This window comes from Pseudomonas xionganensis (assembly GCF_009763245.1).
GTDB classification, from domain to species: Bacteria; Pseudomonadota; Gammaproteobacteria; order Pseudomonadales; family Pseudomonadaceae; genus Aquipseudomonas; species Aquipseudomonas xionganensis.
The window spans coordinates 1,022,257-1,045,470 of record NZ_WKJZ01000001.1 but is presented as its reverse complement, the minus strand read 5'-3'; the positions used below and the strand labels follow the sequence as shown (position 1 = coordinate 1,045,470).

General features: G+C 64.1%; 19 protein-coding genes. 17 read left to right on the top strand and 2 right to left on the bottom strand.

The genetic code is table 11. The features are described from left to right. Window positions 1-15: 15 nt before the first annotated feature. Together GJV18_RS04760 and GJV18_RS04755 are read left to right on the top strand one after the other, a co-directional pair. The gene (locus GJV18_RS04760; RefSeq protein ID WP_160343560.1) at window positions 16-213 is read left to right on the top strand and encodes a putative motility protein; all 198 of its coding nucleotides are present in this window, start codon (window positions 16-18) and stop codon (window positions 211-213) included. Between the two features lie 88 nt (window positions 214-301). After that, on the top strand, window positions 302-1,558 hold the full coding sequence (locus GJV18_RS04755; protein ID WP_160343559.1) for an HD-GYP domain-containing protein: 1,257 nt from the start codon (window positions 302-304) through the stop codon (window positions 1,556-1,558). Window positions 1,559-1,662: 104 nt separating this feature from the next. On the opposite strand, the gene GJV18_RS04750 is transcribed toward GJV18_RS04755, so the two are convergent. Continuing rightward, a complete protein-coding gene (locus tag GJV18_RS04750; protein WP_160343558.1) occupies window positions 1,663-2,511 on the bottom strand; it encodes a 23S rRNA (adenine(2030)-N(6))-methyltransferase RlmJ in 849 nt (282 codons plus the stop codon). A gap of 112 nt (window positions 2,512-2,623) precedes the next feature. On the opposite strand from GJV18_RS04750, the gene GJV18_RS04745 reads away from it, so the two are divergent. From GJV18_RS04745 to GJV18_RS04690, 12 genes are all read left to right on the top strand, one after another. Beyond that, window positions 2,624-3,667, top strand: a complete 1,044-nt coding sequence (locus GJV18_RS04745; RefSeq protein WP_160343557.1) for an NAD(P)H-dependent flavin oxidoreductase — start codon at window positions 2,624-2,626, stop codon at window positions 3,665-3,667. A 184-nt stretch (window positions 3,668-3,851) separates the two neighbouring features. Further along, window positions 3,852-5,654, top strand: coding sequence for an acyl-CoA dehydrogenase (locus tag GJV18_RS04740; RefSeq protein ID WP_160343556.1), 1,803 nt, complete (start codon window positions 3,852-3,854; stop codon window positions 5,652-5,654). Window positions 5,655-5,784: 130 nt separating this feature from the next. Further along, complete coding sequence (locus GJV18_RS04735) at window positions 5,785-7,530, top strand: potassium/proton antiporter (protein WP_160343555.1); 1,746 nt, start codon at window positions 5,785-5,787, stop codon at window positions 7,528-7,530. Window positions 7,531-7,570: 40 nt separating this feature from the next. After that, window positions 7,571-10,924 (top strand): mechanosensitive channel MscK, encoded by a 3,354-nt coding sequence (mscK, locus tag GJV18_RS04730; RefSeq protein ID WP_160343554.1) that lies wholly within the window; start codon window positions 7,571-7,573, stop codon window positions 10,922-10,924. 70 nt (window positions 10,925-10,994) lie between these two features. Then, window positions 10,995-12,455: a protein adenylyltransferase SelO gene (selO, locus tag GJV18_RS04725; protein ID WP_160343553.1), complete on the top strand. Its 1,461-nt coding sequence runs from the start codon at window positions 10,995-10,997 to the stop codon at window positions 12,453-12,455. Window positions 12,456-12,771: 316 nt separating this feature from the next. Next, on the top strand, window positions 12,772-13,710 hold the full coding sequence (locus GJV18_RS04720; protein WP_160343552.1) for an esterase/lipase family protein: 939 nt from the start codon (window positions 12,772-12,774) through the stop codon (window positions 13,708-13,710). 117 nt (window positions 13,711-13,827) lie between these two features. Continuing rightward, window positions 13,828-14,853, top strand: coding sequence for a lipase secretion chaperone (locus GJV18_RS04715; RefSeq protein WP_160343551.1), 1,026 nt, complete (start codon window positions 13,828-13,830; stop codon window positions 14,851-14,853). 156 nt (window positions 14,854-15,009) lie between these two features. Further along, entirely contained in the window at window positions 15,010-16,806 is a 1,797-nt protein-coding gene (locus GJV18_RS04710) for an SLC13 family permease (protein ID WP_160343550.1), read from the top strand. Window positions 16,807-16,927: 121 nt separating this feature from the next. Further along, complete coding sequence (locus tag GJV18_RS04705; protein ID WP_160343549.1) at window positions 16,928-18,205, top strand: bifunctional O-acetylhomoserine aminocarboxypropyltransferase/cysteine synthase; 1,278 nt, start codon at window positions 16,928-16,930, stop codon at window positions 18,203-18,205. 116 nt (window positions 18,206-18,321) lie between these two features. Next, window positions 18,322-18,756, top strand: coding sequence for a thioredoxin TrxC (gene trxC, locus GJV18_RS04700; protein WP_160343548.1), 435 nt, complete (start codon window positions 18,322-18,324; stop codon window positions 18,754-18,756). 93 nt (window positions 18,757-18,849) lie between these two features. Next, entirely contained in the window at window positions 18,850-19,293 is a 444-nt protein-coding gene (locus GJV18_RS04695; protein WP_160343547.1) for a YiiD C-terminal domain-containing protein, read from the top strand. Window positions 19,294-19,381: 88 nt separating this feature from the next. Next, entirely contained in the window at window positions 19,382-20,182 is an 801-nt protein-coding gene (locus GJV18_RS04690; protein ID WP_160343546.1) for a universal stress protein, read from the top strand. A 65-nt stretch (window positions 20,183-20,247) separates the two neighbouring features. Here the strand turns inward: GJV18_RS04690 and GJV18_RS04685 are convergent, their stop codons facing one another. Beyond that, complete coding sequence (locus GJV18_RS04685; protein ID WP_160343545.1) at window positions 20,248-21,018, bottom strand: ParA family protein; 771 nt, start codon at window positions 21,016-21,018, stop codon at window positions 20,248-20,250. A gap of 412 nt (window positions 21,019-21,430) precedes the next feature. Between GJV18_RS04685 and GJV18_RS04680 the strand changes: the two genes are divergently transcribed. From GJV18_RS04680 to GJV18_RS04670, 3 genes are read left to right on the top strand one after another with little or no spacing between them, the layout of a single operon-like run. Then, the gene (locus GJV18_RS04680) at window positions 21,431-22,183 is read left to right on the top strand and encodes a beta-ketoacyl synthase chain length factor (protein ID WP_160343544.1); all 753 of its coding nucleotides are present in this window, start codon (window positions 21,431-21,433) and stop codon (window positions 22,181-22,183) included. Then, the gene (locus tag GJV18_RS04675) at window positions 22,156-22,971 is read left to right on the top strand and encodes a lysophospholipid acyltransferase family protein (protein ID WP_178113414.1); all 816 of its coding nucleotides are present in this window, start codon (window positions 22,156-22,158) and stop codon (window positions 22,969-22,971) included. The genes GJV18_RS04680 and GJV18_RS04675 overlap by 28 nt, the downstream gene beginning before the upstream one ends. Beyond that, window positions 22,946-23,206 carry a phosphopantetheine-binding protein gene (locus GJV18_RS04670; RefSeq protein ID WP_160343543.1) on the top strand — a complete coding sequence of 87 codons (261 nt, stop codon included), beginning with the start codon at window positions 22,946-22,948 and terminating at the stop codon, window positions 23,204-23,206. The genes GJV18_RS04675 and GJV18_RS04670 overlap by 26 nt, the downstream gene beginning before the upstream one ends. Window positions 23,207-23,214 lie beyond the last annotated feature (8 nt).

The following is a 23,214-nucleotide window of genomic DNA, read 5'->3' as shown; positions in this document are numbered from 1 at the left end:
CGGGAGATCCCTGACATGCAACTGAGCAGCCTGACCAGTCAGGTGTCCACCCAGGCAGCGGCGCAGGCCTCTGCCCTGGCGTCCCTGCTGTTGCTGCGCAAGACCCTGGAACTTCAGGCCAGCGGCATCGGCAGCCTGGTACAGGCCGCCACGCCCGCCAGCATACCGAGCAACCCCAGCAACCTGGGCAACACCATCGACCTGATGGTTTGACCGGCGGTTCGCAAGTAGCGCGCCAGATGCCAGGCCTCCGGCAAAGGGCTAGACTGCAAGCCATTAGCCAGTACGCCCGTGAGTCGACATGCCCGCAACGCCCACCTATATCTCGCCCGACCAGCTCTGCGTCGGCCTGTATATCCAGCTGGAACTGGCCTGGTGGGAGCACAACTTCGCCTTCAACAACTTCAAGATCAAGGATGAGGCGCAGATCAAGGCGCTGCGTGCACTGGGATTGCAGCGCCTGCGCTATGACCCGGCACGCAGTGACTGTGCCCCACTGGCCGAACCGGCACCGGCCAGCGCGCCAGAAGCGCCCACCCCCGCGGCGCCCAGTCCACAGGAACAGGCGCGCCAGGCCCGGGCGGAAAAACTCAAGGCCCTGCGCAAGCGCCTGGCCGAGGTGGACCGCAAGTTCATCCAGGCCAGCCAGCAGGTCAAGACGCTCAACCAGACCCTGCGCAGCCGCCCGGAAGACGCCATCAAGCAGGCCGGCGAAATCGTCGGCGCCATGGTCGAAACCCTTCTCGGTGACAGCGGTGTGGTGCTGCACAGCATCAACAGCAAGGCCGCCGAAGACAGCTATTACCACGCCCTCAACGTCACCGTGCTGAGCCTCCTGCTGGGGCGTCAGCTGGGCCTGGACAGCGAGGCCTGCCACACCCTGGGCCTGGGTGCGCTGCTGCACGATATCGGCAAGCTGGAAGTCCCTAGCAAGGTGCTGCTGAAAAGCGAGCCGCTGACCCGCCCCGAGCAGCAACTGCTGCAACTGCATTGCGAATTCGGCCTGCGCATGGGGCAGAAGCTGATGCTCGATGACGAGGTGCTGCGCATCATCCACGAGCACCACGAACACTGCGACGGCAGCGGCTACCCGCGCGGCCTGAGCGAAGCGGCCATTGGCCGGCTAAGTCGCCTGGTGTGCCTGGTCAATGCCTTCGACAACCTGTGCAACCCGCTCAACCCCAAGGACGCCCTCAATCCCCACGAAGCCCTGGCGCTGCTGTTCAAGCAACAGAGCGCGCGTTTCGATGCGGTGGCGCTCAAGGCCTTTATCCGGGTCATGGGGGTCTACCCGCCGGGCAGCCTGGTGCAGCTCAGTGACCAGCGTTACGGTCTGGTGCTGGGCATGAATCCCAACCAGCCGCTGAAACCCACGCTGATCGTGCATGACGCGGCGGTGCCCAAGCAGGAGGCACTGATTGTCGACCTGGAGCAGGAAGCGCAGCTGAGTATCGACAAGTGCCTGCGCCCCAGTCAGCTGCCCCTGGAAACCCTGGAATACCTGAGCCCGCGCCAGCAGCTGAGCTATTTTGTCGAGCCGGGCCAGGGGCGCCGTTAGCCGCGAGCAGGGTGCGCCGTGCGCACCGGCCATTAGCCCACCAGCGGGTGCGCGCGGCGCACCCTACAAACCTAGGCCAGCTATGGCAGCACACACAGCCCTGGCTAGGCCCCGCTGTTTTCCTCGATCAGCCAGTCCAACCGCCAGCCACCCTGGCTCTGACCCAGCAACTGGGCCAGCCAGGGCAGGGTCTGCCTGAGTTCATCTTCCAGCCCCCAGGGCGGGTTGCTGATCACCAGGCCGGAACCATTGAGCCGCGCCGCTTCATCGGTGGGGTGCACATAGAGTTCCACTCGCAGCAGCTTGGGCGCCTTGCTCTTTTGCAGGTCGCTGTAGAAGCGCTTGAGCTGACGCAGGTCCTTGATCGGGTACCAGATCGCCACCACCGCCTGGCGCATGCGTGCAATGGCCTCGCTCAGGGACTGGGCACAGCGTTCCATTTCATCGCTTTTCTCGAAAGGTGGGTCGATCAGCAGCAGCGCGCGCTTCTCCCGGGTCGGCAGCAGGGCCCGCGGCACATACCAGCCTTCGCCCAGATGCACCGCCACGCGGCGATCGCCATGCATGTTTTCCTTGAGCAGACGACCGTCTTCCGGGTGCTTCTCGTTCAGGTGCAGACGGTCCTGCTCGCGGGTCAGCAGCCGTGCCAGCTCGGGCGAGCCAGGGTAGTGACGCAGCTCGCCCTCGGGGTTCATGGCCCGCACCACTTCCAGATAGTCCTGCAGGGCATCCGGCACATCCGTGGCCTGCCACAGACGGGCGATACCCTCCAGGTACTCGCCGGTGCGACTGGCCTGGTCACCCTGCAGGTCATACAGACCAACACCGGCATGGCTGTCGAGGTAGGCGAAGGGCGCCTCCTTGCGTGACAGCAGGCCGATCAGGCGGCTGAGGACATAGTGTTTCAACGCATCGGCATGGTTGCCGGCGTGGAAGGCGTGACGGTAGTTCATCGGGCGGGCTCCTGTGGCCCGGCAGTTTAACAGGGCCACAGAGTGGCGGCATTTGCCTTGCGCCAAATGGATCAGTAGGGTGGCGCAGTCCCATCTGGCCAAGGAGAACGGCATGTCACTGTCAGCACTACTGGGTATCGAATTGCCCCTGATCCAGGCCCCCATGGCCGGGGTACAGGATCACCGCCTGGCCGCTGCGGTCAGCAATAGCGGCGCCCTCGGTTCCTTGCCCTGCGCCATGCTCGATGCCGCCGGACTGCGCCGCGAACTCACCGCGCTCACCGAGAAAACCTGCAAGCCCTTTAACCTCAACTTCTTCTGCCACACCCCGCCAGCCCCTCAGACGCAGCAGGAAGCCGCCTGGCGTGAGGCTCTAGGCCCTTACTACGCCGAACTGGGCATCGACCCGGCCAGTATCGCCACGGGCCCCGGCCGCCAGCCCTTTAGCGCCGAGCTGGCCGACCTGCTCGATGAGTTTCGCCCGGCCGTGGTCAGCTTTCATTTCGGCCTGCCCGAGGCTGCGCTGCTGGCGCGGGTCAAGGCCTGCGGGGCGAAGGTACTCAGCTCGGCCACCACGGTGGAGGAGGCCCTCTGGCTCGAAGCCCATGGCGCCGACGCAATTATCGCCCAGGGCCTGGAGGCCGGCGGCCATCGCGGGCACTTTCTCGATATGGATCTGAGCCGCCAGCTCGGCACCTTCGCCCTGCTGCCCCAACTGGTTCAGGCCGTGAGCGTGCCGGTGATCGCCGCCGGAGGCATCGCCGATGCCGCCGGGGTGCGCGCGGCCATGGCCCTGGGCGCCGCCGGAGTGCAGATCGGCACCGCCTACCTGTGCTGCGATGAGGCCAGCACCAGCGCCGTGCACCGCGCCGCCCTGCACAGCCCGGCGGCGCAGCATACGGCCCTGACCAACCTGTTTAGCGGTCGCCCGGCCCGCGGCATCGTCAACCGGCTGATGCGCGAACTGGGGCCGATCACGCCGCTGGCACCGGCCTTTCCCCTGGCCACATCCGCCATTGCCCCCCTGCGCAGCGCGGCGGAAAGCCAGGGCAGCGGCGACTTCTCACCGCTCTGGGCCGGGCAGAATGCCAGCGGCTGCAAGGCCATCGGCGCCAGTGAGCTGACCCGCGAGCTGGCTCAGGGCTTTAGCCACTAAGCGCGACCGTACCGCACAATCTCGTAGGGTGGATGACGTATTTTTCATCCACCAGTGCGATCGGGTGGATGGATAAAGCGCCATCCACCCTACAGCCAACGGCCGGTTATCACGCTAATTGATAGTGCTGGGAGCTGCCTCCGTGCCTGCTTAGACTCGCTGCATTGCCACCGGAGGTATCCCCATGTCCGAGTCCCTGCTCAGTTCCCGCAACCTGGCCTTCGAGCTCTACGAGGTGCTGGATGCCGAAGCCCTGACCCAGCGCGAGCGCTTTGCCGAGCACAACCGCGAAACCTTCGATGCCGCCATCGGCACCGCCCGCAGTATCGCGGAAAACCTCTTCGCCCCGCATAACCGCAAGAACGACGAGCACGAGCCACAGTATGTGGATGGTGCCGCGGTGCTGATCCCCGAGGTCGAGCCGGCCCTGCGCGCCTTCCATGAAGCGGGCTTTCTCAACGCCACCCGCGACTTCGAGCATGGCGGCATGCAGTTGCCCAACCTGCTGTCCCAGGCCTGCTTCGCCCACTTCCAGTCGGCCAATATCGCCACCAGCTCCTATTCGATGCTGACCATGGGCGTGGCCAACCTGATCGAAGCCTTCGGCAATGACGAGCAGAAGCGCAAATACCTGCAACCGATCATCGACGGCCGCTTCTTCGGCACCATGGCCCTGACCGAGCCCCATGCCGGCTCCTCGCTGTCGGATATCCGTACAAAAGCCGAACCCCATGCCGACGGCAGCTACCGGATCAAGGGCAACAAGATCTTTATCTCCGGCGGCGACCAGCCGATCTCGGAGAACATCGTGCACATGGTGCTGGCCAAGCTGCCGGACGCACCGCCCGGCGTGAAGGGCATCAGCCTGTTTATCGTGCCCAAGTTTCTGGTCAACGACGATGGCAGCCTGGGCAAGCGCAACGACGCCCTACTGGCCGGCCTGTTCCACAAGATGGGCTGGCGCGGCACCACCTCCACCGCACTGAACTTCGGCGATAACGACGATTGTGTCGGCTATCTGGTGGGCAAGCCGCACCATGGCCTGGCCTATATGTTCCAGATGATGAACGAGGCGCGCATCGGCGTCGGCATGGGCGCCATCATGCTCGGCTATGCCGGCTACCTGTATTCCCTGGACTACGCGCGCAATCGCCCCCAGGGCCGCCAGCCCGATGGCAAGGACCCGACCAGCCCGCAGGTGGCGATCATCGAACACACCGATGTACGGCGCATGCTGCTGACCCAGAAGGCCTACGTGGAAGGGGCCTTCGATCTGGGCCTGTACGCTGCCCGCCTGTTCGACGACACCCAGACCCTGGCGACCGCCGAGGAGCGCCAGAGTGCCCTGGAGCTGCTGGATCTGCTCACCCCCATCGTCAAGTCCTGGCCGTCGGAGTTCTGCCTCAAGGCCAACGAGCTGGCCATCCAGATCCTCGGTGGCCACGGCTACACCCGCGAATACCCGGTGGAGCAGTACTATCGCGACAACCGCCTGAACCCCATCCACGAGGGCACCCACGGTATCCAGTCCCTCGACCTGCTCGGGCGCAAGGTGTCGATGAATGGCGGCGCGGCGCTCAAGCAACTGCTCAAGCTGATCCACGGCACCTGCCAGCGCGCCAGCGAATACGAGTCGCTCAGCGCCCTGCGTCAGCCCCTGGAACAACTGCTGGCACGCCTGCAGGCGGTGACCCTGGCCCTGCTCGGCGATCTGATGGCCGGCAAGGTCAATCAGGGCCTGGCCAACTCGGCGCTGTACCTCAAGGTGTTCGGCCATACGGTGATCGGCTGGCGCTGGCTGGAGCAGGCGATTCGCGCCGAAGAAGGGCTGGCCCGGGCTGTGGCCGCAGATATGGATTTCTACAGGGGCAAGCTGCAGGCCGCCCGCTACTTCCTGACCTGGGAAGTTCCAAGCTGCCACCACGACCTGGCCATCCTCGAAGCCCGCGACGATACCTGTCTAAGCATGCAGGGCGACTGGTTCTAACGCTTTCGCCTCACCCACCGTCACTGCGCCCCGCCCTGTGCGGGGCGTTTTTTTGACAGGCCTTCCAGCGCAACGGTTAGAATCCAGAGCATGCGCCCGCCCACAAGCGCGCCCCTGCCTGGAGCCCCCGTTGGACGCCACCACCATCAACAACCTGTTCCTGATCGGAGCCATGCTGGTGGCCATGAGCATTCTGGTCAGTGCCTTTGGCTCGCGTTTCGGCATCCCCATTCTGGTGATATTCCTCGCCGTGGGCATGCTGGCCGGCACCGACGGCCCCGGCGGCATCGTCTTCGACAACTACCCCCTGGCCTATCTGGTGGGCAACCTGGCCCTGGCCATCATTCTCCTCGACGGCGGCATGCGCACCCGGGTCGCGAGTTTTCGCGTGGCGCTATGGCCGTCCCTGTCCCTGGCCACGGTGGGGGTGCTGATCACCGCCGGACTGACGGGCGTGGCGGCCGCCTGGCTGTTCGAGCTGAGCTGGATGGAAGGTCTGCTGATCGGCGCCATCGTCGGTTCCACCGATGCCGCCGCGGTGTTTTCCCTGCTCGGCGGGCGCGGCCTGAACGAGCGGGTCAGTGCCACCCTGGAGATCGAGTCCGGTAGCAACGACCCGATGGCGGTGTTCCTCACCGTCACACTGATTGCCATGCTCGCCAGCGGTCAGGATGGCCTGAGCTGGGGGCTGCTGCTGCAACTGCTGTTGCAGTTCGGCATCGGCGCCCTGTTTGGCCTGGGCGGTGGCTGGCTGCTGCTCAACCTGGTCAACCGCATGGAGCTGCCCGGTGGGCTATACCCGCTGCTGGTGGTCAGCGGTGGCCTGATCATCTTCGCCATCACCAACGCGGTGGGCGGCAGCGGCATCCTGGCCATCTACCTGTGCGGCCTGCTGCTGGGCTACAAACCGATCCGCTCGCGCCACGGCATCCTGCATATGCTCGACGGCCTGGCCTGGCTGGCGCAGATCGGCATGTTCCTGGTCCTCGGCCTGCTGGTCACCCCCCACGAGCTGCTGCCCATCGCCCTGCCGGCTCTGGGCCTGGCACTGTGGATGATCCTGTTCGCCCGGCCGCTGTCGGTGTTTATCGGCTTGCTGCCGTTTCGCGCCTTCCATGACCGTGAACGCGGCTTTATCGCCTGGGTCGGCCTGCGCGGCGCGGTGCCGATCATCCTGGCGGTATTCCCGCTGATGGCCGGGCTGGAAAATGCCCAGCTGTTCTTCAACCTGGCCTTCTTTATCGTGCTGGTGTCGTTGCTGCTGCAGGGCACCAGCCTGCCCTGGGCGGCCAAGCTGCTGCGCGTCACCGTACCGCCGGAGCCGGCGCCGGTCTCGCGGGCCGGCCTGGATGTGCACCCGACCAGCCAGTGGGAACTGTTTATCTACCGCCTGGGCGCGGAAAAATGGTGCATCGGCGCCGCCCTGCGCGAGCTGAAGATGCCCGAAGGCACCCGTATCGCCGCGCTGTTTCGCGGCAAGGAACTGCTCCACCCCTCCGGCAGCACCCGCCTGGAAGCCGGCGACCTGCTCTGTGTGGTTGGCCACGAGCAGGATCTGCCGGCCCTCGGCAAACTGTTCAGCCAGGCGCCCAAGCGCGGCCAGGACCTGCGCTTCTTCGGCGACTTCGTGCTGGAAGGCGACGCCCAGCTCAGCGCCGTGGCGGCCCTCTACGGCCTGCAACTGGAAGGTGCCGAAGGCCAACTGCATCTGGGCCGCTTTATCGCCCACAAGATCGGCGGTGAACCGGTGATCGGCGATCAGGTCGAATGGCAGGGCCTGACCTGGACGGTCGCGGCCATGGACGGCAACAAGATCCGCAAGGTGGGGGTCAAATTCCCCGAAGGCGCGCGTCCCGGCCCGGGACTCTTCCTCTAAACTCAGCACACTTTTCTTCACGAGCTGCATAAAGGCCACCATGCCCTATCCCCTTCGTCGTCTTCTGCCCCTGATCCTGCTCGGCCTGTGCCTGGCCAGCCCCCTGAGCCAGGCCGAGCAGGCGCCTACAGCGGCCGCTGTGCAACAGAGCCTGGATAACCTGAGCGAACGCCAGCTGCCGGAGGCCGAACAGCTGGCGCTCAAGCAGACCCTGGAACGCACCCTGGCGTTTCTCCGCGAAGCCGAGGACAGCCAGCAACGCCAACTGGAATTGCAAAAACAGCTGGAACAGGCGCCGCGCCTGATCGGCGAGGCCCAGCGCGATGTCGAACGGCTCAAGGCCAGCGCTGTCGCGCCAATTGCCCAGCGCTATGGCAACAACTCCCTGCCTCAGCTTGAGCAGTTGCTGGCCGAGCGCAACAACCAGCTGGGCGAGTGGCAGCGCCAGATCATCGCCGCCAACAGCCTGATCATCACCGCCCAGACCCGCCCCGAACGGGCCCAGGCCGAAATCAGCAGCAACCAGACGCGCAGCCAGGAAATTCGCAATATCCTCAAGAGCGGCCGTGAGGCGAACAAGCCCCTGAGCCTGGAACGTCGCGACCTGCTCAATGCCGAACTGCTCAAACTCGGTGCCCAGACTCAGTTGCGCCGCCAGGAACTGGCCGGCAACAGCCTGCTGCAGGACCTGGGCAACAGCCGCCGCAGCCTGTTCGAGGAGCGGATCAAACGGATCGAACAGGAGCTGCTGGAATTGCAGACCCTGATCAATGACAAGCGCCGCGCCTCCTCGGAAAAGACCCTGGAAGAGCAGTCCCTGGAAGCACAGAAGCTCGGTTCCGACAGCCTGCTGGCCAGCGAAAGCACCCTCAATCTTAAGCTGTCCGACTATTTGTTGCGTGCCACCGACCGCCTCAATGTCCTGACCCGGCAGAACCTGGAGACCAAACAGAAACTCGACAGCCTGAGCCAGGCCGACCAGGCCCTGGATGAGCAAATCAGTGTGCTGCAAGGCAGCCTATTGCTGTCACGCATTCTCTATCAGCAGAAACAGACCCTGCCGACCCTGCAAATCGACAGCAATCTGGCCGACCAGATCGCCGACCTGCGCCTGTATCAGTTCGAGCTCAACCAGCAACGTGACGCCATCAGCAACGCCGAGACCTATGTTGAGCAATTGCTGGCCGAGCAGGCCAGCGACACCCCCAGCGCGCAGACCCGCACCGCCCTGCTGGAACTGGTCAACACCCGCCGCGAGCTGATCGACCGCCTCAACCGCGAGCTCAATGCCCTGCTCAATGAGTCGATCACCCTGCAGCTCAACCAGAAGCAGTTGCAAAGCACCGCCCAGACGCTGCGTGCCACCCTGGACGAGCAGATGTTCTGGATCCCCAGCAACAAACCGCTGGATCTGGACTGGTTCAAGGCCGCACCGCGCATGCTCGAACGCCAGCTCACCGAGATGCCCTGGGGCGCGACCCTGCGCCAGCTGGGCGCCGGCCTGACCGAGCGACCGCTGCTGTTTTTGCCCCTGCTGCTGCTGATTGCCGTGCTGCTGTGGCGGCGCGGCTATCTGTACCGCAAGCTCGGCGAGCTGCATCAGGATATTGGCCACTTCAAGCGTGACAGCCAGCTGCACACCCCCATGGCGATCCTGCTCAACCTGCTGCTGGCGCTGCCCGGCACCCTGTTCCTGGCGCTCTGTGGTTTCGCCCTGCAGATGGATGCCCGTGGGCAGAATCTCTATATGGCCGATGCCTTCTTCCAGATGGCCCAGGCCTGGCTGGTGTTCTACACCCTCTATCGCATCCTCGCCGCCGGAGGGGTGGCCGAGCTGCATTTTCGCTGGCAGCAGGATCAGGTGGCCTTCCTGCATAAACAGATACGCCGCCTTGGCCTGGTGGTCATGGCTCTGGTGGCGGTGGTCAGCATCGCCGAGCATCAGCCCTCCAGCCTGGCCGAGGACGTGATCGGCATCAGCGTGGTGCTGATCTGTTTCGCCCTGATGGCCTGGCTGCTTAACCGCCTGCTGCTCAGTGGCCCGGCCCGTGAACACGCCTCGGCACTGCGCAAGCTGCTCGGCCTGCTGTTTATGCTGCTGCCCCTGGCCCTGATCCTGGCCATGGCCTTCGGTTACTACTACACCGCCCTCAAGCTCAGCGACCAGCTGATCAAGACGCTCTATCTGCTGGCTATCTGGCTGATCGTCGAGGCCACCTTTGTCCGCGGCCTGGCCGTGGCGGCCCGACGCCTGGCCTACCAGCGCGCCCTGAGCAAGCGCCAGGCGCAGAGCAAGGAAGGTGCCGACGGCAATGAGTCCACGGTGGAAGAACCCACCCTGGATATCGAGCAGGTCAACCAGCAGTCCCTGCGCCTGATTCGGCTGATCCTGCTCGGCACCTTCCTGCTCGGTCTGTACTGGGTCTGGGCCGATCTGATCTCGGTGTTCGCCTATCTGGACAACATCACCCTCTACGAATACAGCAGCGGCACGGGCGAGACGGCCAGCCTGGTGCCCATCAGCCTCAGCGATGTGCTCGGCGCCCTGATTATCGTCGGCATCACCGTGGCCCTGGCGCGCAACCTGCCGGGCCTGCTCGAAGTGCTGGTGCTGTCGCGCCTGAAACTGGCCCAGGGCAGCGCCTACGCCACCACCACCCTGCTCTCCTACCTGCTGGTGGCCATCGGCTTCGTGGTCACCCTGTCCACCCTGGGCGTCAGCTGGGACAAGCTGCAGTGGCTGGTGGCGGCCCTATCGGTGGGCCTGGGATTTGGCCTGCAGGAAATCTTCGCCAATTTCATCTCCGGCCTGATCATCCTGTTCGAGCGCCCGGTGCGTATTGGCGACGTGGTCACCATCGGCAACCTGTCCGGCACGGTGAGCAAGATCCGCATCCGCGCCACCACCATCACCGATTTCGACCGCAAGGAAATCATCGTCCCGAACAAGACCTTCGTCACCGACCAGCTGATCAACTGGTCACTCAACGACACCATTACCCGGGTCACCCTGCGCATTGGCGTGGCCTACGGCTCCGATCTTGAACAGGTGCGCAAACTGCTCCTGCAGGCGGCCCAGGACAACCCAAGGGTATTGCGCGATCCGGCACCGCTGGTGTTCTTCCTGACCTTTGGCGAAAGCACCCTGGATCACGAACTGCGCGTGCATGTGCGCGAACTGGCCGACCGCAATGCCGCCACCGATGAGATCAACCGCGCCATCGATTGCATGTTCCGTGAGCACGGCATCGAAATCGCCTTCCGCCAGGTGGACGTCTATGTGAAGAACCTGCAGCAGGCCGAACAGCAACTGGAGCATGGTGTGATCATTCAGGCTGCGGCCGCGGCGGCCGCCAGCGAGTCCAACCCACCCGCGCCCGGTGGCGTGGCCTGACGCTGGCGCCCACGAGCCTTCCCACGCCCTGCAATTCCGAGCAAAATGCTCGGAATTGCAGGAGCCGCCCTTGAAAACCCTAACCGAGCTGACCTTCGATAACCGCTTTGCCCGCCTGGGTGAAGCCTTCTCCAGCCCCGTATTGCCCGAGCCCATTGCCGAGCCACGCCTGGTGCTGGCCAGCCCGGCCGCCATGGCCCTGCTCGACCTGGCCCCGAGCGAAGCCGACAGCGAAGTGTTCGCCCAGCTGTTCGCCGGCCACAAGCTGTGGGGCGAAGCCGAGCCCCGCGCCATGGTCTATGCCGGGCATCAGTTCGGCGGCTATACCCCACGCCTGGGCGACGGCCGCGGCCTGCTACTGGGCGAGGTGGTCAACCAGGCCGGCCAGTACTGGGACCTGCACCTCAAAGGCGCCGGGCAGACGCCCTATTCGCGCATGGGCGACGGCCGCGCGGTGCTGCGCTCATCCATTCGCGAGTTTCTCGCCAGCGAACACCTGGATGCCCTGGGCATCCCCAGTTCGCGGGCACTGTGCGTCACTGCGTCCAGCACCCCGGTGTGGCGCGAACAGCGGGAAACGGCGGCCATGGTTCTGCGCCTGGCCCAGAGCCATGTGCGCTTCGGCCATTTCGAGTATTTCTATTACACCCAGCAGCACGAACAGCTCAGGCAACTGGCCGAGCATGTGCTGGACTGCCACTACCCTGAGTGCCGAGACCAGGCGCAGCCCTATCTGGCGCTGTTTCGTGAGGTACTGGAACGTACCGCCGGGATGATCGCTTACTGGCAGGCCTACGGTTTCTGCCACGGCGTGATGAACACCGACAATATGTCGATCCTCGGCATCACCTTCGACTTCGGCCCCTACGCCTTTCTCGACGACTTCGACGCCCGGCATATCTGCAACCACTCCGACGATACGGGCCGCTACAGCTTCAGCAATCAGGTGCCCATCGCCCACTGGAACCTGGCCGCCCTGGCCCAGGCGCTGACGCCGCTGATCGAACCACAGGCCTTGCGGGAAAGCCTCGATCTGTTTCTGCCGCTGTACCAGGCCCACTACCTGGACCTGATGCGCAAGCGCCTGGGCCTGCACAGCGCCGATGACCGTGACGAGGCCCTGGTGCAGTGCCTGCTGCAGCTGATGCAGGGCAGCGCGGTGGATTACACGCTGTTCTTCCGCGAACTGGGTGACAGTGCCCCCGCGCAGGCTCTGGCGCGCCTGCGCGAGGACTTCGTCGACCTGGCCGGCTTCGATGCCTGGGCCAGCGACTACCTTCAGCGCACAGCGGCCGAAGCCGGCTCACAGGACGATCGACGCGCCCGCATGCACGCCGCCAACCCCAAATACATCCTGCGCAACTACCTGGCCCAGCAGGTGATCGAGGCGGCCGAAGCCGGCGACTACGGCCCGGTGCGCGAGCTGCACCAGGTGCTGGCACGGCCCTTCGACGAGCAGCCGGGCTTCGAGCGCTACGCCCAGCGCCCGCCGGAATGGGGCAAGCATCTGGAAATCAGCTGCTCGTCCTGAGCCACCCATCCGGGGGAGTTACGCCACAAGCCCTCCCCCCTAGAATCATCGCGCCTGCTGGCTGTTGCAAAATGTCGGCGAGGCAGCCAGCGCAAGGCAAAAACAGGCGAAAAAGCGCAGTTTACGAGTGGTAAATGAGCACTTGATTCGCTTCGCTCACCCCTTCGGGGCCGTGCTAAAGCACGTTCAGCCGTTGGCTGTGAGCCTGTTTTTAACGCCGCGATGGCAACGCAGGTAGTTTTTCAACGGCCTGCTACAGGGATCGCAGTGGTTGTCATGCAGGGTCCCATTACCGATAACAATAATGAGGACACCCATGAAACACTCACTACTCGCGCTTCTGAGCGGCCTGCTGCTGAGCTTCTCAGCGGCCAGCAACGCCACCACCAAACACCCGGTGGTACTGGTGCCCGGCATCTTCGCCTTCGACAACATTGCCATGATCGACTACTGGTACCAGATCCCGGCCACCCTGCAGTCCCAGGGGGTGAGGGTCTTTATCCCCAAGATCAATGCCTTTGAAAGCTCCACCGAACGCGGCAAGCAGCTGATCAAGCAACTCGACAGCTACAAGGCCGCCTCCAACGGTACCATCAAGAAGTTCAACCTGATGGCCCACAGCCAGGGCGGCATGACCTCGCGCTATGTGATGAACACCCGCCCTGACCTGGTGGCTTCGGTGACCACCATGGCCACCCCGCATACCGGCTCGCCCCTGGCCGACATCACCACCGGTATCGCCCCAGCAGGCACCCTGCAGGGCGTGAGCTTTGCGGTATTCGCCAATGCCGTGGGCAATCTGGTGAACATCCTCTCCGGCAACTCGGCCAGCCAGTCGAATATCAACGCCATGCTCAGCGAGTTCACCAAACCCGGTGCCGCGGCCTTCAACAGCAAGTTTCCCCGCGGCCTGCCAAGCAGCAAGTGCGGCGTCGGCCCGAGCAGCGTCAGCATCAACGGCCACAGCATTCGCCTGTACTCCTGGGGCGGCAATGGCCCGCTGACCCATGTACTCGATCCCTCCGATGCCCTGTTCGGCATCACCAGCCTGGCCTTTATCGGCCAGGGTGAGCCGGGTAACGACGGGGTCACCGGGGTTTGCGCCAACCACTTTGGCCAGGTGATCAACGATCGCTACTTTATGAACCACCTGGATATCAACAATCAGGTGTTCGGCCTGGTGTCCTGGTTTGAAACCAATCCCAAGACCCTGTTCCGCAACCATGCCACGCGCCTGAAAAACGTCGGCCTCTGATAGATTGCTGAAAAACCGCTGCCCAGGCCTGCCTGGGCAGCGGCATTTTTGTAGGGTGCGCCATGCGCACCAGGGCCACGACCTCTGCATCGTCAACTGCCATAGGCCATAGCACTCGTGATCAAGACCCGCCATCTGTTACTGCTCGTCGCCCTCTGCCTGGGCGGCAGCCTCGCCGTCGTGTTGCTCTTACCCGAGCAGAGCGCGCCTGCCGACACCACAGCGCTCATCTCCAGCGTCACGCCCAGCGAGCCCCAGCAGGCGCGCCAGACCAACCTGCAGATTCAGCAGCAGAGCATCCACAGTCTGCCGGCCCTGCCACCCCTGCCGCGCTCCCTGCGGGGCACCCAGCACGGTGTACGCCTGAGCAGCGACGAGCAGGGCAACCTGCGTCTGAGCGCCGATATCCCGCACCTGTTCGATTTCTACCTCTCGGCCCTCAGCGAGGAGCCCCTGGAGGTCAGCCTTAATCGCATCAGCCAGGATCTGGCCGCACAACTGCAGGGCCAGGCCCTGGAGCAGGCCCGTGACCTGCTGCGCCGCTACCTGGACTTCAAGATTGCCCTGGGTGATCTGCACAGCCTGCCGGCCATTCTGGATAGCCAGGGGCACTATGCACTGGATGCCATAACCCTGCGCCAGCAGCAGGTGCAGGCCCTGCGCCAGCAGCACTTTTCCAGCGCCGAATACTCGCTGTTCTTCCAGGAGCAGGACGCCTACGACGCCTTTATGCTGGAGCAATTGCAACTGGCGCAGAATCCGGCGCTGGACGACAGCCAGCGCCAGCAGGCCATCGACAGCCTGGAGCAGCAACTGCCCGAGCCCATGCGCCAGGCCCGGGAGCAGGCCATGCGCGAAACCCAGGTGTTCGAACAGGCCGAGCAGCTGAAGCAGCAGGGCGCCAGCGCCGCGGAGCTGTTCCAGCTGCGCGCCCAGGCCCTGGGTGCCGAGGCCGCCCAGGCCCTGGCCGAACTGGACCAGCGCCAGGCCCAGTGGGAGCAACGCCTGAGCCGTTTCGAGCAGGAACGGGACAGCATTCGCCAGTCCGGCCTGAGCCCCCAGGATCAACAACAGGCCATTGCCCAACTGATCGAGCAGCGTTTCGAGCCCGATGAACGTCTACAGGTGCAGGCCCTGGACTAGGAAAGTCCGGGCCTTATCTATTAAATCGAAAAAGCATATAAACCTTCTCAAACATTCTTAGACTATCTAAGCAGCAAGCCTTATCTTCTTCGCCTTGCGTGCCCGCCTCGACGGCGCACCAACCGCTTTAACGAGATTCGTTGGCCAAGGCGCTTTATGTTCTGGGACACCCTGCCCCTTCCCCTGCTGTTCGTCGCCGCCCTGCTGATCTGGGTGCTGTACGCCTTCGTGCGCGAGAAGTGGAGCCCGGACATAGTCGCGGCGATTGCCGTGGCGGCGCTGCTGGTCAGCCAGTTGCTGACCCCAGGCGAAGTGCTCAGCGTGCTGAGCAACTCGGCGCCGGTGACCATCGCCTGCATGTTCGTGCTGTCCGCCGCCCTGGAGCGCACCGGCTGCATCGACGCCCTGGGCAACTGGCTGGGTGACCTGGTCGGCACCAGCCCGATCCGCGTGCTCACCGGCCTGACCCTCACCGCCCTGGTGATTTCCGCCTGTCTGAACAACACCCCGGTGGTGGCCATCCTCACCCCGGTGGCCATCGCCCTGGCGCGACGCGCCGGCACCCTGCCGTCCAAGCTGCTGATCCCGCTGTCCTACGCCACCATCCTCGGTGGCACCCTGACCATGATCGGCACCTCGACCAACATCCTGGTCGACGGCGTGGCGCGCAAGGCCGGCCTGGCGCCCTTCGGCATCTTCGAGATCACCGGCGCCGGGCTGATCCTCGCCAGCGTCGGCATGCTCTACCTGCTGACCATCGGCCGCCACCTGCTGCCCAACCGCGAAACCCTGTCCAAACAGCTGCGTCCTGATCTGGACCGCACCTTTATGACCGAGCTGCTGGTGCCCCACGACTCACCGGTAATCGGCAAGACCCTGCACGAGGCCAACCTCAATGGCGGCAGCGGCCTGCAGGTGCTCAAGCTGTTTCGCGAGGATGCCGAGCTGACCGAGCCCGGCGCCGACACCCTGCTCAGCAGCGGCGACCGCCTGGTGCTGCATGGCCAGGTCAAGAATGTGGTGGAGCTGCGCGAAAGCGGCCATCTGGTGTTCAACCGCAGCGACGCCTTCGAGACCATCAGCAGCCATGACGTGGTGCTGGCCGAGGCCATAGTCGGGCGCAACTCGCGCTACAGCCACCGACCCATGCGCGACCTCGACCTGACCGCGCGCTATGGCATCGCCGTGCTCGCCGTGCACCGCCAGGACGAGAATATCCAGGGCAACCTGGATGACTTCGAACTGCAGTTCGGCGACGTGATGCTGGTGGAAGGCACCCCCGCGCAGATCAAGCGTTTTGCCGACAACGGCGAGCTGATCAGCCTCAACGCCGTACAGGAGCGCGCCTTCCGCCGCGACAAGGCACCGATTGCAATCATCGCCACCCTGGCGGTGATGCTGCTGGCCGCCTTCGGCCTGATGCCCATCGAGGGCCTGGCGATTATCGGCGCGGTCACCGTACTGGCCACCCGCTGCCTGGATGTGGAGGATGCCTACAAGGCGGTGGACTGGAAAATTCTCAGCCTGATCTTCGGCATGCTGGCCATCAGCATCGCCATGGACAAGGTCGGCCTGGTCAGCCTGCTGGTGCAGAACGTGATGGGCTGGCTGCCCTGGGCCGGGCCGCTGCTGATGCTGAGCTTTATCTACCTGTTCACCTCGATCCTTACCGAGATGCTGTCGAACAACGCCGTGGCGGTGCTGGTCACCCCCATCGCCATCGGCGTGGCCCAACACCTGGGCGTCGATCCGCGCGCCTTTGTGGTGGCGGTGATGTTCGCCGCCAGCGCCAGCTTCGCCACGCCCATCGGCTATCAGACCAACACCTTCGTCTATAACGCCGGCGGCTACCGCTTTACCGATTTCATGAAGGTGGGCATTCCACTCAACCTGCTGCTCTGGGTAGTGGCCAGCTTTGTCATCCCCTGGTTCTTCCCGCTGACACCGATTTGACGACATAAGCTGCGAACATATCGATCTAACTCAAGGCCTGTTTCATTGCTCCAGCGCATTGACCGGGCCTTGCGGTTTTCTCCATGCTGCGTGTCTTTCCACCTGCCTGAAGGAACGCCGCATGAAACTGGAAACCCTGGCCATCCACGCCGGTTACAGCCCCGACCCGACCACCAAGGCGGTGGCGGTACCGATCTACCAGACCACCTCCTACGCCTTCGATGACACCCAGCACGGCGCCGACCTGTTCGACCTCAAGGTGGCCGGCAATATCTATACGCGGATCATGAACCCCACTACCGACGTGCTGGAAAAGCGCGTGGCGGCCCTGGAAGGCGGTGTCGGTGCCCTGGCCGTGGCATCGGGCATGGCGGCCATCACCTATGCGATCCAGACCATCGCCGAGGTGGGCGACAATATCGTCTCGGTGGCCAAGCTGTATGGCGGCACCTACAACCTGTTCGCCCATACCCTGCCGCGCCAGGGCATCGAGGTGCGCTTCGCCGCCCATGACGACATTGCCGCCCTGGAAGCCCTGATCGACGACAAGACCAAGGCCGTGTTCTGCGAATCCATCGGCAACCCGGCCGGCAATATCATCGACCTCAAGGCCCTGGCCGACGCGGCCCACCGTCATGGTGTGCCGCTGATCGTCGACAACACCGTGGCCACGCCGATGCTCTGCCGGCCCTTCGAGCACGGCGCCGATATCGTGGTGCACTCGCTGACCAAATATATGGGCGGCCACGGCACCAGCATCGGCGGCATCGTGGTCGACTCCGGGCAATTTCCCTGGGCCCAGCACAAGCAGCGCTTCGCCCTGCTCAACACCCCTGACCAGTCCTACCACGGCGTGACCTACACCGAGGCCTTCGGCCCGGCGGCCTTTATCGGCCGCTGCCGGGTGGTGCCGCTGCGCAATATGGGTGCGGCAATTTCGCCCTTTAATGCCTTCTTGATTCTGCAGGGACTGGAAACCCTGGCCCTGCGTATGGAGCGCCACTGCGAGAACGCCCTCAAGGTGGCCCACTACCTGCAGAATCATCCCCAGGTGGCCTGGGTGAAATACGCCGGCCTGCCGGATCACCCCGAGCATGAACTGGCACAGCGTTACTGCGCCGGCAAGCCGGCCTCGATCCTTTCCTTCGGCATTGTCGGCGGGCAGGAAGCCGGGGCGCGCTTTATCGACGCGCTCAAGCTGGTGGTGCGCCTGGTCAATATCGGCGACGCCAAGTCCCTGGCCTGCCACCCGGCCTCGACGACCCACCGCCAGCTCAATGACGAGGAACTGGAAAAGGCCGGCGTGCCGCGGGATATGATCCGCCTGTCCATCGGCATCGAGCATAGCGAGGATATCCTTGCCGACCTGGCACAGGCCCTGGATGCCGCCAAGGGCTGAAAGGCCGCTGAAAAACTACCTGCGTGGGCAATACTGCGTTAGAAACGGCCTTCTAATCACCCTTGATTTAAGGCTAAAACGGCTCCAGATAGGGATTACCCCTTCTGGAGCCGCCCATGACCGACCCTCTGCTGATTCCCTGCCCCCACTGCAACGGCCTCAACCGCATCCCCGCCGCACGTCTGCAGGACAGCCCGCGCTGCGGCCGCTGCAAGGCCGAAGTGCTGCCCAGCACGCCCTTCGAGCTGACCCAGGCCAGCTTCGACGCACAGAACCGTGGCGACCTGCCGCTGCTGATCGACGTCTGGGCCAGTTGGTGCGGCCCCTGCCGCAGCTTCGCGCCCATCTATGAACAGGCTGCGGCCCACCTACAGGGCCGCTGTCGCCTGGCCAAGCTGGACAGCGAAGCCAACCCGCAACTGGCAGGGGAAATGGGCATCCGCTCGATTCCCAGCCTGATCCTGCTCAGGGGCGGCGTCGAGGTGGCCCGGCAAAGCGGCGCCCTGCCCCTCCCCCAGCTACTGGGCTGGCTACGTCAGCAGGGCATCTGAGCGAATCGGTCAATCGGCACGGGGCACCGCGGTCATTACCCGAGGCCGGGCTAATCTTTAGGCTGGCTTGATCCCATGCCCCGGAGCCAGACAATGCCGATGCCCGCCGAATTGATTCGCCAGCTCACCGAAGAGCAGATCGCTTTCGTCAAACGCAGTGGCCTCAAGGCCGAGTTGCTGGAGCCCGGCCATGTGCGCCTGTGCATGCCGCTGGCCGGCAATCAGAACCATATCGGCAGCATGTACGCCGGCGCCCTGTTCACTCTGGCGGAAATCCCCGGTGGCGCGCTGTTCCTCACCAGCTTCGACGCCCAGCGCTTCTACCCCATCATCAAGGAGATGAACCTGCGCTTTCGCCGCCCGGCCACTGGCGATATTCGGGTCGAGGCACGCCTGGATGCAGATGAAGTTCTCCGCTTGCAAAAACAGGTCACAGAACAGGGCAAAGCGGAGTATGTTTTACAGTTGCAGCTGACCGATGACAGTGGTGAAGTAGTGGCCGAGAGCCACGGGTTGTACCAATTACGCGCACGCTGACACCCGACCTTGCGCTGGATCAATTCTCCAGCTATGACTCGGAGTCACAATAAATTTGCCGACATGTATCGGCAGGAGAATGCCGACCATGCCCAGTCACATCCTGATCGCCCACGATCTGCGCGACACCGCCGACATTGCCCTGTGCCGCGCCACCCAGCTGGCCAAACAACACAACGCCAAGCTGACCATGCTGCATGTACTCGATCCAAGCAAAAGCGGTCAGGAACATGAGCAGGCGCGCAAGGCTCTGGATCGCAGCCTGACCCAGTACGCTCCCAGCGGCACGGAGTTGCTGGTGCGCAGCGGGCAGAAGCCCTCGGAAGTGGTGCTGCAGGTACTCGACGAACTGGGCTGCGACCTGCTGGTACTGGGCGCCCATCACCAGCGCCATGACTTCTTCTCCGGCACCAGCCTGGATCGCATCGCCCGCAACTGCCCGGTACCCCTGCTGCTGGTGGCGCGCAACGACAACAAGCCTTATCAGCGGGCCCTGTCGGCCATCGACTTCTCCCTCTGCGCCTGCAGTGCCCTGGGCCATGCCTACCGCTTGCTGCCGGCCGAGGCCAACCTGCACGCCCTGCACGTGTTCGTGCCGGACAAGGGCACCGCCAAGCAGGTGGAGGCGCAGCTGGCCACGCAAACGGCGCTGATCGATCAGCTGATCAAGGATGAGCAGCAGAACCTGCCCAGCGCAGGCCCGAGCCTCAGCCACTCGATCCAGCAGGGCGGTATTCTCAACAGCCTGCAAACCAAGCTGCGGGCCGACAATATCGAACTGCTGGTGCTCGGTAGCCATGGCCGCAGTGCCTTCTCCCAGGCCCTGCTCGGCAGCCTGGCGCAGCACTTCCTGCACCGCGCGCCCTGCGATGTGTTCGTGGTGCGCTAAGACCTAGATGTCAGCCAACAAAAAAGCTGCCTCGGCAGCTTTTTTGTTATTCGGTATCGCCGTGCTCAGGCGTTATTCAGCAAATCATGCAATTCGACAAACTGCTGGGTCAGCTTGTGGCTGCGATCCAGATGGATCAGCGGCATGCAGGCCTGGTGCGACTCGCGCATCTTCACCGAACTCATCAGGTTGACCGGCAACACCGGCAGCCCCTCGGCAATCAGTTCATCGAGCAGCTGCTGGGGCAGGGTGGCGCGCGGCTGGAACTGGTTGACCACAATGCCTTCAACTTCCAGACCTTCGTTGTGGTCCTCGCGCAACTCCTCGATCTCGCGTAGCAGGCCATACAGGGCCTGACGGGAGAAGCTGTCGCAATCGAAGGGAATCAGCACGCGATCAGCGGCGATCAATGCGGAAACCGTGTAGAAATTCAGGGCCGGCGGGGTATCCAGATAGATCCGCTCGTAATCCTCGCTCAGCTCTTCCAGCAGTTTGCGCAGCTTGTTGATCTTGTGCTTCTGCTCAAGCTTGGGCTGCAGATCGGCCAGTTCGGCAGTGGCGGTGACCACATGCAGGTTGTCGAAGGGGGTTTCGTAGATATCTACGCTGCCCTTTTTCCCGAAAGGGCCACTGCTCAGGGTGTTCTTGAAGAACTCGGCGATACCCATGGGAATATCGTCGCCGGCCAGGCCGGTGAGGTAGTGGGTGGAGTTGGCCTGGGTGTCCAGGTCCACCAGCAGGGTGCGATAGCCCTGGGAGGCACTGACTGCTGCCAGGTTGCAGGCGATGCTGGACTTACCCACCCCGCCCTTCTGATTGAAGATCACGCGCCGCATGGAACAATCCCCCTAACCCAAATAAGCCCCGAAGTGGTTGTGGATTCTATGCAAACTGCATGACAAGAGGGAGATTTTCGGCAAAAGCGCGGCAAAACAGCTGGAGAATCTTCTGTTACAACCCGCTCAAAGGCTCGCGAGCTAGAGCCATGCAAGGAAAAAGCAGGCGAGGCGCGGAGTGTAAAAGTTGTACATGAGCATTACTCGCTTCGCTCGCCCCTTCGGGGCCGTACTGAAGTGCGTTAGCCACAAGCGGCTTTCGAGCCTGCTTCTGACGCAGCAGGGCCGACGCGCAGCAGACTTTGAGCAGATTGTTACAAGATTTGCCTAGCCCCGCCCTTGACGGGATAATGCCGGCACCTCGCCATACCCACGGTCGCCTGCTGGCCGCCCGGGTCTGGCCGCAGCCGACATGGACGCCCCTACGGGGCCGGAAAGAGCCTTCCGCGTGACCGACTTCAGGATCGAACAATGGCGTGCCTGGGCCCCTGGCCTGGACAGCACGGCTGACTGGTGCGCCTGGCACCAGGCCCCCGTGCGCCTGGACGATCAGGGCCAGCAGCCGGATGTCGGCTTTCTCCCCGCCATGCAGCGCCGCCGTCTGAGTCGCCTGGCGCGCATGGCCTTTCATGTCGCCTGGCCCCTGGCCGACGCCCACGGGCCGATGCCCATGGTGTTTGCCAGCCGTCACGGGGAAACCCCGCGCACCCTGGCCATCCTCGAAGACCTGGGCCGTGGCGAGCCGCTGTCGCCCACCCAGTTCAGCCTCTCGGTACATAACGCGATTATCGGCCTGTGGTCGATCCAGCGCGGCGATCACAGCGAAATGACCGCCCTGGCCGCCGAAGGCGACGGCCTGGAGCATGCCGTGCTGGAGGCATGCGGCCTGCTCGCCGAAGGTGCACCGGCGGTACTGCTGGTGATTGCCGAGGAGCGCCCGCCGGCGCTGTACCAGCCCTTTATTGACGATGTGCCGTTCTCCTACGCCGTTGCCCTGCTGCTGACCCCGGGCCGCGACTGGACGCTGCAACTGGCCAGCGCCAGCGGCCCGCGCAGCGAATGGCCCCACGCCCTCAATCTGGTGCGCGCCCTGTGCAGCGACCAGCCCCACCTTCAGCATCACTGGAAGAAACGCCAATGGACATGGTCTCGCAACGGGGCCTGAGCCCGCACAGCGCGCCCTATGCCTGGCGCCTGCTGGCTACAGCCCTGAGCTTCAGCCTGTTCGGCATCGGCGGCGTACTGCTGCGGGTGCTGGTGTTCCCGCTGCTCAGCCTGCTGCCGGGCGACGCCCTGCTGCACCGCCGCCGGGCCCGCGCCGTGGTCAGCTGGACCTTCTACAAGTTCGTGCGCTTTATGTACCACATGGGCGTGCTGACCTATGAGGTGGAAGGCATCGAGCGCCTGGGCCAGCCGGGGCAACTGGTGATCGCCAACCACCCCTCGCTGATCGATGTGGTGGTGCTGATCGCCTTTATTCGCGATGCCAATTGCGTGGTCAAACAGAGCCTGTGGGACAACCCGAGCATGCGCGGGCCGATTCGCGCCGCCGGCTATATCAGCAACAGCGGCAGCCTGGACATGCTCGACGAAGCCGCCGGCGCCCTGCAGGGCGGCCAGACCCTGATCGTCTTCCCCGAAGGCACCCGCACCACTCCGGGGCAGGCGCCGGACTTTCACCGCGGCGCGGCGGCCATCGCCATCCGCGGCGCGCGTATCGTCACCCCGGTGGTGATCAGCGTCAGCCCCACCACCCTGACCAAGGCCGAGCCCTGGTACAGCATTCCGTCGCGTCGTTTCCACTTTCGCCTGCGCGTGGGCGAGGATATCGACCCGCAGGCCTTCAATGCCCTGGGCCCGGCGCCGCTTGCCTCGCGTAAACTCAACGACCATCTGCACCAACACTTTATTAAGGAGCTCGCCAAAGATGAGCGATTTACAGCTGGAGATTAAGCACCTGATCATCGAGGCCCTGGGCCTGGAAGACATGGCCGCCGAGGATATCGCCGCCGATCTGACCCTGTTCGGCGAGGGCCTGGGCCTGGATTCGGTGGACGCCCTGGAGCTCGGCCTGGCCATCCAGAAGCGTTTCGGCATCAAGATCGACGCCGAAGCCAAGGACACCCGCAAGCACTTTGCCAACGTGGCCAGCCTGGCGGCATTCGTGTCATCGCAACAGACCGCCTGAGGAACCGC